The sequence below is a fragment of the Citrobacter sp. RHB25-C09 genome, from assembly GCF_013836145.1.
Taxonomy (GTDB): domain Bacteria; phylum Pseudomonadota; class Gammaproteobacteria; order Enterobacterales; family Enterobacteriaceae; genus Citrobacter_A.
In genome coordinates this window covers 744,310-759,384 of the sequence record NZ_CP057483.1, presented here as the reverse complement: position 1 = coordinate 759,384, position 15,075 = coordinate 744,310, and the positions used below count along the sequence as shown (strand labels likewise).

Genomic DNA, 15,075 nt, shown 5'->3' with positions numbered 1-15,075 from the left:
TTACACGAGTACAAATCATAACATAACCCAACGGATTAATAACGTCTCTGCCACTCAGAATCGCTCATCAGGGTATCTTTCTCGCCCATGAAATAACGATAGTAAGCATCATAGGCCAGCACATTCTTCACATACCCGCGTGTTTCCGAGAATGGAATGCTCTCAACAAAAGCAACGGCATCAATTCGTCCGGCACTGTTTCCCAGCCAGGTGCGCACACGTCCCGGACCGGCATTGTAGGCCGCAGAAGAGAAGATGCGGTTATTACCGAACTGCTGGTAGACGTACTGTAAGTAGCTGGTGCCGATGTTGATATTGGTTTCTGGATCAAGCAACTGGTTTTGGCTGCTGTATCCCGGAATGGAGAACATCTTCACCGTATGCGTCGCGGTCCCTGGCATAATCTGCATCAGGCCGCTGGCCCCTACCGGCGATTTAACCTTCGGGTTCCAGGCGCTCTCCTGGCGCGCTATCGCCATCGCATAGCTTTGTGGGATATCTTTACCACGGGTGTAACGGGCGAATAGATCCTTGTAAGCCAGCGGGAAACGCTCTTCGAGATGATCCCACAGCTTCCCGGCGATCGTAGCCTGTACGCTCAGATCCCACCAGTGGTTGTTAAACGCATAGCGCGCCAACTGTGCCTGTTCGGTTTTTGTCCGGCTAGTAACCAGGTTAGCCCATTCGCTGCGCGCGGTGTTATCCAGGTTCCAGTACATCAGTTCGCGAACGCGCGCCATTTCCGCCCCCTGGGTCAGCGCGTTGTCCACACTGGCGGGCGCTTTATCAATTTTAAGCTCATACTCTTCGCCCAGACGCTGGGCGGCGACCATCGGATAGAAGCCACGCTGCTGCATCAACGCATGCAGGATCTCTTTAGCTTCCGCCTCGCGTCCACGCTCCAGCAGCAAATCGGCCTGCCAGTAGCGCCACTCGTCTTTCTCTTTCGCTTCCATCGGCAGGCGTGCCAGCCAGGTATTCAGGCCTCGGCGGTCGCCGGTTCCCAGCGCCATGCGTACCCGGCGTTCCACAAGCGAAGTGGAATTCGAGCGCATAATGGCATCATCACGCCACTTCGCCTGCTCACTGGTCACATCGTTACCCATCAACCGCCAGGCGACGATATCCCGGAGTTCCTGAGTTTGATCTTCGTTAAGCTGCTGCGCCTGAGTCAGCGATGGAATCATCAGTCGCGCATTTTCCGCATCCTGACGGGCGACGCTGGCAAACGCTACCGCAGCCATCTGGCGGGTAAAGTCGGTGGCCCCGGTCGAGCGCGCAAAGGCCATCACGCTGTTCGGGTCATTGGCCAGCGCGATAATCGATGAGGCGATAGTTTGATACTCCGCTGGCATCTGCCCGGCCAGCACCGTCACCAGTCCGGTATTGCCCGCTTTCATCGCCAGACGGATCCGCTCTAAATACGCCAGCGGATCCTGGGTTCCGGAAGCCCGCCAGACGCTGAAAAGTTTGTCACAGGCATTAGGCTGACTTTTCCCGGTCAACCAGAGCTCCTTTGCCCCCTGCCAGGCCTCTTCCGCCTGCCCGGTATTCCACTTTGCGTAGTAATAGTTACACTGCGCTTCGGTCGTGCGCGGTTTTTCAGGGCTGAAGGCTAATAACCCGCGCCAGTCCTCACGCCGCGCCAGTTCGTTAACAAAACGCGACTCAAGGGTGCGCGCCGGAGGCAGCGTTGGGTTAGCGCGTACAAAGTTGGTCACCGTAATCGTCGGTTGATTCATCAGGTCGTCAGTGATTTGACGGTATTCAAGGTAAGGATAAAGCGGATAGTTCTTCAGGCCAGGCATCATCTGTTCAACGACGTCCATCTGTCGATTATCCCAGGCCTGCTTAATTTGTGCGTAACGGTTACGCTGTTCATCCAGTGAATCGGCTCGCGCGGCCTGGCTGATTGTCAGCAGGCATACGCTGGCGGCCAACAGACGCCAGGTCAATCTTGGGGCTTTGTTCACAAGCTCTTCCTCTAATTCGGATACGTCATCGCAGCATCATGCTATCTAATGATTTCATGCTAACCAGTCATTGGCGTTTACGCCACGTTGCGGACACTTTTTTACTTTTACTGCGAGTGAGATCTGCTGGCTGGGATTGCGTCATGAAAAAGGCTACACTTCGCCTTTGACTACGATTAATCATCACGAAAATTAGAGGCGAGTCCAACGTGGCCCAATTCGTATATACCATGCATCGTGTCGGCAAAGTCGTGCCGCCGAAGCGTCATATATTAAAAAACATCTCTCTGAGCTTCTTCCCTGGCGCCAAAATCGGTGTCCTGGGTCTTAACGGTGCCGGTAAGTCTACGCTGCTGCGCATCATGGCGGGCATCGATACCGACATCGAAGGCGAAGCCCGTCCGCAGCCAGGCATTAAGATCGGTTACCTGCCGCAGGAGCCACAGCTGAACCCGGAACACACCGTGCGTGAGTCCGTTGAAGAGGCCGTTGCTGAAGTCGTTAACGCGCTGAAAGGCCTGGATGAAGTGTACGCCAAGTACGCCGAGCCGGATGCCGACTTCGATAAACTGGCCGCTCAACAGGGCAAGTTTGAAGAAATTATCCAGGCGCACGACGGTCACAACCTGAATGTGCAACTGGAGCGCGCGGCTGACGCCCTGCGTCTGCCAGACTGGGACGCGAAAATCGCTAACCTTTCCGGTGGTGAACGCCGCCGCGTGGCGCTGTGCCGCCTGCTGCTGGAAAAACCAGACATGCTGCTGCTCGACGAACCGACCAACCACCTGGATGCGGAATCCGTGGCATGGCTGGAACGCTTCCTGCATGACTTCGAAGGTACCGTGGTGGCGATTACCCACGACCGTTACTTCCTCGACAACGTAGCAGGCTGGATCCTTGAGCTTGACCGTGGTGAAGGTATTCCGTGGGAAGGCAACTACTCTTCCTGGCTGGAGCAGAAAGATCAGCGTCTGGCGCAGGAAGCTTCTCAGGAAGCGGCACGACGCAAGTCTATTGAGAAAGAGCTGGAGTGGGTACGTCAGGGCGCGAAAGGCCGCCAGTCGAAGGGTAAAGCCCGTCTGGCACGCTTTGAAGAACTGAACAGCACCGAATACCAGAAACGTAACGAAACCAACGAACTGTTTATTCCGCCTGGACCACGTCTGGGGGATAAAGTGATTGAAGTCAGCAACCTGCGTAAGTCTTACGGCGATCGCCTGCTGATTGACGATCTGAGCTTCTCCGTACCGAAAGGCGCTATCGTCGGGATCATCGGTCCGAACGGCGCGGGTAAATCTACCCTGTTCCGCATGATGTCCGGTCAGGAACAGCCTGACAGCGGCTCTATCACCCTGGGTGAGACCGTGAAGCTGGCGTCCGTTGACCAGTTCCGTGACGCAATGGACAACAGCAAAACGGTGTGGGAAGAAGTGTCTGGCGGTCTGGATATCATGCGTATCGGCAACACCGAAATGCCAAGCCGCGCGTACGTTGGCCGCTTTAACTTCAAGGGCACTGACCAGGGCAAACGCGTAGGCGAGCTGTCCGGCGGGGAGCGTGGTCGTCTGCATCTGGCGAAACTGCTGCAGGTTGGCGGTAACGTTCTGCTGCTCGATGAACCTACCAACGACCTGGACATCGAAACCCTGCGCGCGCTGGAAAACGCCCTGCTGGAGTTCCCGGGCTGTGCAATGGTTATCTCGCACGACCGTTGGTTCCTCGACCGTATTGCGACCCACATTCTGGATTATCAGGATGAAGGGAAAGTGGAGTTCTTTGAAGGTAACTTCACCGAATACGAAGAGTACAAGAAACGCACGCTGGGCGCAGACGCGCTGGAGCCGAAGCGTATCAAGTACAAGCGTATTGCGAAGTAAATCTGTAGGCCCGGTAAGCGTCAGCGCTACCGGGCAAATTGCCGGATGGCGGGGTAACCGCCTTATCCGGCCTACAGGGCAGGTTTACTGTGCTTTCGCTGCCGTTGCCTGCTGCTGTCCTGCCGCAGGTTCAAGCTGGAATACCACATCGACCTGATCGTCAAACTGAATCGCCGCCTGCTCGTAAGTTTCCTGTGCAGAAACCGGTGCCGCATCCGCTTTCATCATCCGCACCATTGGGCTTGGCTGATAGTTCGAGACATGGTAGCGCACGCTATAAACCGGCCCCAGCTTGCTGTTAAAGCCCGCCGCCAGCTCCTGCGCCTGGTGAATCGCGTTATCAATCGCCGCCTTACGCGCTTTGTCCTTATAGGCATCCGGTTGTGCCACGCCTAACGACACGGAACGGATCTCATTCAGTCCCGCCTTCAGCGCGCCGTCCAGTAGCGGGTTGAGCTTATCCAACTGACGCAGCGTCACTTCCACAGTACGAACCGCACGATACCCTTTCAGAATGCTTTTACCGTTCTGGTAGTCGTAGTCCGGTTGGGTGCGCAGGTTAGCGGAGCTGATGTCTTTTTTCGCTATCTGATTTTGCTCCAGGAAGGACAGGTACTGCGCAACGCGCTCATCGGCCTGCTTCTTCGCCGTGGCTGCGTCTTTCGCCGCCACATTCACTTCAATTGCCAGTGTGGCAATATCAGGAGCCGCGTCCACGCTTGCCGTTCCGGAAGTCACGATATGCGGTCCGTCAGGCAACTCGCCTGCCTGCACCGCCATTGCACTGAATCCGACTAATGCCGCCAGGGCCATCACTTTGAACTTCACTGTCGTTCCTCCTTGTTACGTTTGTTGCCCTGGATTTTAGGGCGCATGCAGGCAAGCTTAGCGCGAAACCACCTAATGTCCATCAGACAACGCTTAGTTGAACAGGGCGTGAACGTGCGCAACCCCCTCTTTTGCCAGCTGAAAGGCGATAAACCACATCACCATCCCTACCAGCGTATTGATGATCCGCTGCGCTTTTGCGGTCCGCAGTCGCGGTGCAAGCCACGCGGCCAGTAACGCCAGTCCAAAGAACCACAGGAAAGAGGCGCTAACGGTGCCGAGGGCAAACCAGCGTTTCGGCTCCACGTCCAGTTGCCCGCCAAGGCTCCCGAGCACCACGAAGGTATCAAGGTAAACGTGTGGATTCAGCCAGGTGACCGCCAGCATAGTAGCGATTATCTTCCAGCGCCCCTGCTTCATCACTTCTGCACTGGCCAGCTCAAGATTACTGCTCATGGCGGTTTTTAACGCGCCAAACCCGTACCAAAGCAGAAAAGCTACGCCGCCCCAGGTGACCAGCGCTAACAGCCACGGCGACTGCATCAGCAGCGCGCTGCCACCAAAGATCCCGGCACAAATCAGCAGCAGATCGCTGACGGCGCACAGCAGTGCAATCATGATGTGATACTGACGGCGAATCCCCTGGTTCATCACGAATGCGTTCTGCGGACCAAGTGGAAGGATCATCGCCGCGCCAAGGGCAAGACCTTGAAAGTAATACGATATCATGTGAAAAATTCCGATTAATGCGTGACTGGCGGAACTATAGCGCAGGGAGATTATTAGCGGAAATTGAAAGTTTTAATCGGGTATAAGAAAGGTTAATAATCAGGGGGAATAGCCGGATTGCGCTGCGCTTATCCGGCCTGGACGTTTGTGCTTATTGTAGGCCGGATAAGGCGTCAGTCGCCATCCGGCAGTCAAAACGTTACTCCGCCGCGTTCTCTTTCACGCGTTTGAAATTCACGTCCATTTGCGGATACGGGAAGCTGATGCCGGCGGCATCAAACTCACGCTTAATACGCTCCAGCACGTCCCAGTACACATTTTGCAGATCGCCGCTGTTACTCCAGACACGGATCACAAAATTAATCGACGACGCACCCAACTCGTTCAGACGCACCGTCATTTCGCGGTCTTTCAGAATTCGCTCATCTGATTCAATAATGTCGGTGAGGATCTTCTTCACCTGATCGATGTCTGAATCATAGGCCACGCCAATAATGAATTCATTACGGCGCACCGGCTCACGCGAAAAGTTAATGATATTACCGGCGATGATTTTACCGTTCGGGATCACCACAATTTTACCGTCGACGGTACGCATCGTGGTGGAGAAGATCTGCACGTTCAGCACGGTTCCGGCGACGCCGCCCAGATCAACATACTCACCGGCACGGAACGGCCGGAACATCACCAGCAGTACGCCTGCGGCCAGGTTAGACAGCGAGCCCTGCAAAGCCAGACCGACCGCTAAACCGGCGGCACCGAGCACGGCGATCACCGAGGCAGTCTGTACGCCCACCCGCCCCAGGGCGGCAATCAGGGTGAAGGCAATAATCCCATAGCGCACCAGTGCGGAGAGGAAGTCAGCAACGGTGGCGTCGATATGACGCGTAACCATCAGGCGGTTAACGGTATTAGATACCAGACGCGCCACGATCATCCCGACGATAATAATGGCGATAGCCGCAACGATGTTGACGGCATAGCTCAGCAATAACGCCTGGTTACGGACCAGCCAGGTCCCCGCGCCGTTGATGCTATCAACAACATTCAAATCTTCCATTTCATATTCCTTGGTCATAACTAATCAGAGCAAATGAGATCAATCTCACGAAATACCCTGTTAAAGGTAAACAAAAATAAGGGAATACGCCATTTTCGTTATTAACCAATAGAGAACATGCTTACTTTTGCCGCTCAGCAGGCCGATCCACCATCCGCAAAAATCCACCGACCAGGGGCAGCTTTTGCCGGAAAATGTCGGCAATTTCACTGACCACTTTCCCGCTTCCGGCATTCTTCCAGGCAAGTGATAGCGGCGACGGCTGCCGGGAGTTCGCCACCGAACGGGCTACCAGCGCGCCGGACTCGACGTAAGGCCGACACAGACGCTCCGGCAAAAAACCGACGCCCAGGCCGCTTAAATGACACGCTAGCTTAGTACTGAGATCGGGAACCTTGATCTCCTTCTGCCCGCTCAGCAGCCATGCGACGCGGCGGGTAAGGGTTCGCGAGGTGTCCTCAATATTGATCGCCGGATAACGTCGCAGCATATCATCAGATAACACCGCCGCCGGATGGCGGGCTAAAGGGTGGTTTTGTGCAACCACAAACTGCCAACTGATATCCCCCAGCGGCAGCAGAGAAATGTTATTCGACAATGATTCCGACCCGGTGACGCCTATCGCCAGTTGAAAGTCGTCATACAGCAGCGAATCCCAGACGCCCATATAGACCTGACGGGAAATCTGGAAGCGGGTAAAGGGAAATTGTTGATGCAGCCATGTCAGTAAATCGGCGGTCGTTTGCGGTTGATACAGCAGATTGTTGATGACGATATTCACCTGACGTTCAACGCCAGCGTTGATCTGCTGAAGCTCATCCGGCATCGCATCCAGCCAGTTAAGCCACTGTCGGCAATGCTCGAGCAGGTGCTGACCCGCCAGCGTCAGGCTGACGGAACGGGTGGTACGCAAAAAAAGCTGCGTCCCGATCTGTTCTTCCAGCGTTTTAATCCGGTAGCTGATCGCTGCGGGTGTTTTATGTAACGAACTGGCGGCACGGGAAAAACTCTCCGTCTCAGCCACCCGTAAAAACGTGCGTATTGTTTCCTGATCGAGCATTCATTCCCCTTGAGTCAGCCCTGAGGAGCCAGCGTTGCGCTAACGCCATTCCCACGATGGTATCGGCACCGGAAGTGTGTCCTACCGCGAGCAGGCGATGAAGCGCACGGTTGGCGTCGCGTCGAGTTTGTAAACCACGAATCACGCTCAGAACCGGCGTCGAAAACTCACCCAGCCTGGCGCTGTTCAGATAGCTACAGCTTACCGCAGTTGTAAGTAATGCCAGTTGATCCGCCGAGGGTAAAAAAAGGTGAATCGGTATACGTTCGGCGCAAAATACTGCCAGCATTCCCGTCAACATATCGTCCCCGCTGGGTGTCAACCCTGGCCCGCGTCCGATAAGCCACTGCCAGTCCGGGATGTTCCCGTGCTGCCAATGCTCGAGCCCGTCCATGATTTCCGGAAACAACGGCATGGCTTCGAGGGGTTGATTAAGCCTTCCGCACAGGCCGCTTAGGTGCAAAAAAGAAGAGAGATCGACGGGGAGGACTGCCCCAGAAGTCAGGTGCAGTTTGAGCGAACGACGAGGATGAATGGCATGATCCGAACCGCTCAGGATGTTTCCGTTTTTAATGAGCTGCGTCGCCATCGTCAGGCTGGAAAACTGCGCATGGCTCAGCAGTGCACCCGTCGGCCCCATGCCTTTTCCATAGCGATACAACGTCAGCAGTTCGCCATTCGCATGGATGAAGTTGATCGCCTGCGAGAATCGGCTGTGCAATAGCCATTCTCCGTCCGGGAGGCGATCAAGCCCGGCGGAGGCCAGCGCGTTAATCCTGATCATCACTTCACTCCGATATGCCGGATGGCGGCTTCGCCTTATCCGGCCTACAACCAATGCCGTCCGTAGGCCCGGTAAGCGTAAACGCCACCGGGCAATTTAGCTACGCGGTGATGTGGTGCTCTTCCGCCAGCGCCTCGAGCGCTTTTTCAAAGCACAACAGCGGCGCGCGAACCGTACCTGCACCTACCTGACCAATCCCCGCTTCGCGGTGAGCGATACCGGTATTGATCAACGGCGTGATCCCCGTTTCCACTACGCGACGGATATCCAGCCCCAGACAGGCTCCTTTGAAGTCCCATGATGGGATCTGGAACAGCGGATTGTTGGCGAGGTAAATTTCCGCCATCTCTTCGGAGGTTTCCAGCGCCGCGCCCATTCCGCCTGCGCCGACAAAACGGGTCACGCCCGGTGCGGCAATCATCGCCGCGCCGCCAATGCCCAGCGTTTCGGTAATTGCGCTGTCACCAATGTCCGGGTTTGCATCGGCCTGGCTGTAGCCGGTGAAGAACAAACCCTGTGGTGTATTCACCGGTGCGGTGAACCAACGGTCCCCGGTACCACTAACGCGAATGCCGAACTCACGACCGTTGCGCGTCATCGCCGTGACTACCGACCCGGCTTTAATCTCTGCCGCCGCATCCATGACCGCTTTGCTGTAGGCCATCGCCAGGTTGAGGAAGAACTGATCGGTGACGCTGAGGAACTGCAGCACCTCAATGATTTCCGCTTTCGGGCGATCCAGGCCGGCAATCACCGGGGACAAGGTGCGCAGCAGCAGCGAAGAGGCCGCGATGTTACGCTGGTGGAACTCGTCGCCCATGGTGATTGCTTGCGCCATCATCGCTGTCAGGTCAATACCGTTCTCCATACGAGACAGCGCGTCCTGTAGCACGGGTGCCAGGGTATCACGCATCCAGCGCAGGCGCGCCTGCACGTCGTCGCCGTAAGCGCCAAAGCGCATCACTTTGCCAATCCCTTCGTTCAGGTTGCAACAGGACTGGTTGCCATGTACCACATCTCGCACCACCAGCACCGGCATGTTCGCAGAGGTGATACCGCCCATCGGCCCAACGGCCCCTACGTGATGACAAGGAATAAATTCCACTTCACCCTGCGCCAGCAGACGCACAGCCTCTTCTTCACTCGCCGCCCAGCCTTCAAACAGCGATGCGCCAATGCAGGCGCCGCGCATCGGGCCGGTCATCTCTTCCCAGGCAATTGGCGGACCGGCATGCAGTAATTTACGTCCCGAAGACAATTCCGCTACCGCTTCTTTTGCCGGACGAACGGCAACCCAATGCGGACGCGCGGCTTTAATACGTTCAATAATGGCGTCGTTGGCCTGTGCAATTGATGAATACATATCGGTACCTCTGAAATTAATGTAACTGCTTGAGTAAACTGGCAAGACGGGCATTACCACCGGCAATGGGCGCCCACTGATAATGCACAACCGGCGTGCCGCTGCTTTGCAGATCCAGCGCAAAGCTGCGCAACCCGGCGTTAATCACCTGGATACCGTCCAGCAGGGCACAGTGTTCAACCGCTACGCTGACGTCCTGATGATGGGTCAGGCTGATGGCGAGCAGCACGGCTTCTTCGAGGGTTTCCACCACCGCGATGCCTGCCGCCTGGAGAATGTCGATTTGGCCGCTGCGCCCCTGTGGGTCAGCGTCGGTGCCGGTCATGGTGGCGATGGTCACCAGTGGCGCGGCACGCTTGGCACGGACCTGTTCGATGGCTTCAACCACTGCACCCGCCGGGTCTGCACACGCGCCGTAGCCCAGTACCACATCCAGCAACAGCACGCCCACTTCCGGCATTGCCGCCAGTTTTTCTATTTCAATACTGCGGGTGGTCGGGTCGATCATCGGGTGCGGTCTGCCCAGCGTATAACTGTCATCGCCCAGGTCGACAATCCGGTGCCCTTCTGCCTCCAGCATCACGCCGTCGGCATGGCTTTCACTCACCGGTACACCCAGACCGGCAGACAGAAGCATCGCCGCTTCAGCGGCCAGCGTGCCGCCCGCATACAGGCCATAAATGCCTTTTCCGGCGACTTCAGGCTGTATCTCTCGCTGTTGCGCCACGCGCATCAGCAGAACTGCCAGCTGCGCGGCATCAGACAGTGAATTCGCCAGCCAGACATTCCCTTCGCGGCGCTGTTCCGGCTTACTGCCCAAAAAGAGCGCAACAACCGGTTTTCCCACTTTCTGCATCGCTTCAATAATACGGGTTCTGACCTGCGGTGCTGGCGGCTTGGAGACAAAGGCAATGACGCGCGTGGCAGCGTCTGCGGCCAGCATCTCAAGCGCGGTTAAGGCACTAATCCCGCCAACGTCTGCGCTCAGGTCACGCCCACCTAAACCGATAGCATGACTAATACCTTGCTGATGCAGCGCAATCTGCGAGGTGACTTCCTGAATACCGGTGCCGGATGCGCCAATCACGCCAATCCCACCGTCCGGGAGCACGTTAGCGAACGCCAGGGGACTGCCCGCAACCATCGCCGTTCCGCAGTCCGGTCCCATCACAATCAGCCCACGCTCACGCGCCAGCGTTTTCAGTTCAACCTCCTGTTCCAGAGGCACGTTGTCGGAAAACATCATCACGTTTTTGCCCGCCAGCAGCCCTTCTCTGGCCACCGAGGCGGCATATTCTCCGGCAACGGAAACCAGCAGCAAATTGGCCTGCGGTAATTTCTGGCAGGCGCTCTCCCAGCGGCGTGCCTTCAGTAACTGCTGCGAACTGCCCGATGCATTGGCAATAGCACTCAGCTCGGTTTCCAGCTGCTCGCGAATTAATTCGAGGATCTCAGGCTGTTCCTCATGGGTTCTTACTGCCACGCAAATGTCGTTCGGGGTAGCTTCGGCAAAGTCGTCATGCCAGAAGCCGGTTGAATCCAACATGGCTTTATTCGCTGGCGTTCCCATCATGACTGAAACCTGATCGACTTCCGGGCGTTCACTTAATTTGCGGGAAATAATCATCAGGCTGACGGAGTCCTGAAAACTTCCCTTTTTAATAAAGGCGTAAATCATTACCGCTACCTCTTATGTACGTTTTTCTTTCAAAAACAGCATGGCGACCAGGCCAATACCCAGCAGAATGGCAGAGACATAAAAACTGGATGCCAGGCTGCCCGTTATATCGCGCGCTGCGCCAGCAATAATGGGTGCCAGAATAGATGAACTCATACCGATGAAATTAAATAAGCCAAACGCGGTGCTGTAATTATTTTCATCAACGCTATCCGCAACCAGTGCCACCAGAACCGGATCCAGCGCCAGTTTGCCGACAAGGCCGTAAACGCACAGCGCGATAACCACGCCGGTCATCGTTGGCATCCAGATAATTGACAGCATGCTGATGATCGCAACCGGAACCAGGAACAAAATGAGCGGTTTACGCTTACCTAATTTGTCAGACAGGCTGGAGAATAGCAGTGCGCCGGGAATAGAAATCCATGCCACCAGCGAAGAGATAAACCCTGTTTCGCTCCCGGCAATGCCGCGTTCGCTTTGCAGATAATAAGGAAGCCAGGTGAGGATAACGAAGAAACCAAACAGGCTACAGAACACCATAATATAAGTCAGGATCAGGTTACGGTTTTTCAGGAGATCGCTAAATTTCCCTTTTTTCACCGCCTGGCCATCAACATCTGCGCTACGCTTCTTCTCTTTGACTAACAGCCAGATAGCCACACCCACGAGGATTGATGGGATCGCCATGGCGTAGAACGGCATGCGCCAGGAATAACCCTGATCGTAAACCAGCCAGCTTGAGGTCATCAGACCCAACGCGATACCGAAGGCCATGCCGCTGTTGATAATGGCGCTACCCAGCGAACGATATTTTCTGGGGATCTGCTCAGAGGATAAGCCGTACTGCGGGCCATAGTAGGTCCCTTCTCCCGCGCCGGTAACAACGCGGGCAAACAGCAGGGTGTACCAACTTTTTGCCCAACCGGTCACGGCGGTGAAAAGACCAAACAGAATAAAGCCTGGCACCAGTACTTTTTTCTTACCGATTTTGTCGCCAAGAATTCCTGCCGGTACCTGTAATAAGGCATAAGAAAAATAGAATACCGAATTAAGAATACCTAATTGCGTTCCACTTAAGCCGAATTCTTTTTCCAGTTCACCCATCACCGGGTTCAATATTGTCCGGTCGGCGTACATAAAAATCCATCCCAGCCAGAACAGGAAAATAGTGACCCACCAGGCCGGTATTCCTTTTTTCTTTGTGATCTCAGTCACTTCGCATGATTCAGACATAAACTGTCTCCGGGTATTAATTTCCCCAGTCGATGAGGAAAGAGGTTTAAACTTCGCCTACCTTATCGGGCTAAAACATCTTTTCTTTTGAACAAAGTCACACAAAATCCATTGTTATAAATTCCTGGGAATTAAGACCAATATTATTAAAAAAAATCTAATAATCACTTTTAAATTAATTTAAATAAAATCCGTTGGTATTAGTGAGATATTTTTGCGGATAAAAGCATTGTCGAGTGAGTCACATTATAAAAGCCATTACACGTTATTTTGACCGCGAGATATTTGCTTATTGAGGTCATAATGAAAAAGAAACTGGTTATTGCCCTGGGTGGCAATGCGTTATTACAGCGTGGAGAAATTCTGAGCGCAGAAAACCAACAGCGCAGCATTCAGCTTTTTGCGCAAATGGTGACAACGCTGGCCCGCGATTACCAGCTGGTGATTGTTCACGGTAACGGTCCGCAGGTGGGTCTGCTGGCCTTACAGAATGCGGCGTACACGGAAGCCCCGGCCTGGCCGTTGGATATTCTGGTCGCCGAAAGCCAGGGGATGATTGGCGTCGCGATAGCGCAGGCGCTGACGCAAAGCAGTGGCGGCGTCCCCGTGACGACGCTGATGACGCGTGTTGAAGTCGACCCGCAGGATGAAGCCTTTGCCGCGCCGGGTAAATACATCGGTCCGGTGTATCAACCGGAGCAGCAGGCTGAACTGGAGGCGCGTTACGGCTGGACGATGAAGGCCGATGGTCAGTACATCCGCCGCGTCGTCGCCTCCCCGATGCCGCAAAACATTATCGACAGCGACGCGATCCTCACGCTGATGGAAGCGGGACATACGGTGATTTGCTGCGGCGGCGGTGGCGTTCCGGTTGTTGCACAGAACGGTGGATACCAGGGGACCGAAGCGGTGATCGATAAAGATCTGACTGCGGCGGTACTCGCTAACGCCATTAATGCCGATCACTTGCTGATCCTGACCGATGCCGACGCCGTCTATGAAAACTGGGGAACACCTCAGGCGCGCGCACTGCGTCACGTCACAACAGAAGAACTGGCACCGTTCGCCGCACCGGACGGTGCGATGGGGCCGAAAGCGGGCGCCGTCATTCAGTTTGTTAAACAGACCGGGAATACGGCGTTTATCGGTGCGTTGAAAGACGCACCGCAGATTCTCGCAGGAGAAAAAGGCACCTGCGTGACGCGTTAGACTGTCATTGCCGGATGGCAACGCTGTCGCGTCTTATCCGGCCTACGGAGTGCCTCGCGGATTTGTAGGCCGGATAAGGCGTAGCCGCCATCCGGCACCCTGCTCAATGCCAAAAAAAATGGCTTCCCGAAGGAAGCCATTTCTACATTCACGAGGCTAAATTACAGAACGTCAACCGCGTTCAGTTCTTTGAAAGCCTGTTCCAAACGAGTGATCATGGTTGCCTGACCAGCGCGAAGCCATACGCGCGGATCGTAGTATTTCTTGTTCGGCTGATCTTCGCCTTTCGGGTTACCCAACTGACCCTGCAGGTAAGCTTCGTTCGCTTTGTAGTAGTTCAGAACACCTTCCCAGGTCGCCCATTGGGTATCGGTATCAATGTTCATTTTCACTACGCCGTAGCTTACGGAGTCTTTGATTTCCTGAGCGGTAGAACCAGAACCGCCGTGGAAGACGAAGTTCAGGCTGTTGTGCGGCAGGTTATGTTTCTTAGAAACATATTCCTGAGAGTCGCGCAGGATGGTCGGGGTCAGAACCACGTTACCCGGCTTGTAAACGCCGTGTACGTTACCGAAGGAAGCGGCGATGGTGAAACGCGGGCTGATTTTGCTCAGCTCGGTGTAAGCGTAATCAACGTCTTCCGGCTGGGTGTACAGTGCGGAAGCGTCCATGTGGCTGTTGTCCACGCCGTCTTCTTCACCACCGGTGCAACCCAGTTCGATTTCCAGGGTCATGCCCATTTTGGACATGCGCGCCAGGTATTTGGAGCAGATTTCGATGTTCTCTTCCAGAGACTCTTCAGACAGGTCGATCATGTGAGAAGAGAACAGCGGTTTGCCGGTTGCTGCAAAGTGTTTTTCACCCGCGTCCAGCAGACCGTCGATCCACGGCAGCAGTTTCTTCGCGCAGTGGTCAGTGTGCAGGATAACCGGAACACCGTAGTGTTCAGCCATCTGGTGAACGTGATGCGCACCGGAGATAGCACCCAGGATTGCCGCACCCTGAGGAACGTCAGATTTCACGCCTTTACCCGCGATGAAAGAAGCGCCACCGTTGGAGAACTGAACGATGACCGGCGCTTTAACTTTTGCAGCAGTTTCCAGAACGGCGTTAATGGAGTCGGTACCCACGCAGTTAACCGCTGGCAGAGCAAAGTTGTTTTCTTTAGCTACCTGGAAAACTTTCTGTACGTCATCACCAGTGATCACGCCTGGTTTTACGAAATCAAAAATTTTAGACATGTTGCGAGTCCTGTATCTTCGGCCTTGGAAAGGGCGC

At 55.0% G+C, this 15,075-nt stretch carries 12 protein-coding genes; 2 read left to right on the top strand and 10 right to left on the bottom strand.

Going from position 1 to position 15,075, the window contains the following annotated elements:
• Positions 1–35: 35 nt before the first annotated feature.
• The gene (gene sltY, locus HVY19_RS03640) at positions 36–1,973 is read right to left on the bottom strand and encodes a murein transglycosylase (RefSeq protein WP_181683025.1); all 1,938 of its coding nucleotides are present in this window, start codon (positions 1,971–1,973) and stop codon (positions 36–38) included.
• A 209-nt stretch (positions 1,974–2,182) separates the two neighbouring features.
• Here sltY and ettA point away from each other — a divergent pair, with 209 nt between their 5' ends.
• The gene (gene ettA / locus HVY19_RS03635; protein ID WP_181683024.1) at positions 2,183–3,850 is read left to right on the top strand and encodes an energy-dependent translational throttle protein EttA; all 1,668 of its coding nucleotides are present in this window, start codon (positions 2,183–2,185) and stop codon (positions 3,848–3,850) included.
• Positions 3,851–3,934: 84 nt separating this feature from the next.
• Here ettA and HVY19_RS03630 read toward each other — a convergent pair whose 3' ends face one another.
• The 8 genes from HVY19_RS03630 to HVY19_RS03595 form a co-directional block, all read right to left on the bottom strand.
• Positions 3,935–4,678, bottom strand: coding sequence for an oxidative stress defense protein (locus HVY19_RS03630; protein ID WP_181683023.1), 744 nt, complete (start codon positions 4,676–4,678; stop codon positions 3,935–3,937).
• A gap of 93 nt (positions 4,679–4,771) precedes the next feature.
• Positions 4,772–5,407, bottom strand: coding sequence for an arginine exporter ArgO (argO, locus tag HVY19_RS03625; RefSeq protein ID WP_181683022.1), 636 nt, complete (start codon positions 5,405–5,407; stop codon positions 4,772–4,774).
• Positions 5,408–5,606: 199 nt separating this feature from the next.
• Complete coding sequence (locus tag HVY19_RS03620; protein ID WP_181683021.1) at positions 5,607–6,467, bottom strand: small-conductance mechanosensitive channel MscS; 861 nt, start codon at positions 6,465–6,467, stop codon at positions 5,607–5,609.
• Between the two features lie 121 nt (positions 6,468–6,588).
• On the bottom strand, positions 6,589–7,527 hold the full coding sequence (allS, locus tag HVY19_RS03615) for an HTH-type transcriptional activator AllS (RefSeq protein ID WP_181683020.1): 939 nt from the start codon (positions 7,525–7,527) through the stop codon (positions 6,589–6,591).
• Complete coding sequence (locus tag HVY19_RS03610; protein ID WP_181683019.1) at positions 7,484–8,311, bottom strand: DUF2877 domain-containing protein; 828 nt, start codon at positions 8,309–8,311, stop codon at positions 7,484–7,486. Before HVY19_RS03610 ends, allS begins: the two co-directional genes overlap by 44 nt.
• A 100-nt stretch (positions 8,312–8,411) precedes the next feature.
• Positions 8,412–9,674 carry a DUF1116 domain-containing protein gene (locus HVY19_RS03605; protein ID WP_181683018.1) on the bottom strand — a complete coding sequence of 421 codons (1,263 nt, stop codon included), beginning with the start codon at positions 9,672–9,674 and terminating at the stop codon, positions 8,412–8,414.
• Between the two features lie 16 nt (positions 9,675–9,690).
• Positions 9,691–11,352: an acyl-CoA synthetase FdrA gene (locus HVY19_RS03600; protein ID WP_181683017.1), complete on the bottom strand. Its 1,662-nt coding sequence runs from the start codon at positions 11,350–11,352 to the stop codon at positions 9,691–9,693.
• 12 nt (positions 11,353–11,364) lie between these two features.
• Positions 11,365–12,588, bottom strand: coding sequence for an MFS transporter (locus HVY19_RS03595; protein ID WP_181683016.1), 1,224 nt, complete (start codon positions 12,586–12,588; stop codon positions 11,365–11,367).
• A gap of 303 nt (positions 12,589–12,891) precedes the next feature.
• Here HVY19_RS03595 and HVY19_RS03590 point away from each other — a divergent pair, with 303 nt between their 5' ends.
• Positions 12,892–13,797, top strand: a complete 906-nt coding sequence (locus HVY19_RS03590) for a carbamate kinase (RefSeq protein ID WP_181683015.1) — start codon at positions 12,892–12,894, stop codon at positions 13,795–13,797.
• A gap of 161 nt (positions 13,798–13,958) precedes the next feature.
• On the opposite strand, the gene fbaA is transcribed toward HVY19_RS03590, so the two are convergent.
• Positions 13,959–15,038 (bottom strand): class II fructose-bisphosphate aldolase, encoded by a 1,080-nt coding sequence (gene fbaA, locus HVY19_RS03585; protein WP_181683014.1) that lies wholly within the window; start codon positions 15,036–15,038, stop codon positions 13,959–13,961.
• Positions 15,039–15,075: the final 37 nt, after the last annotated feature.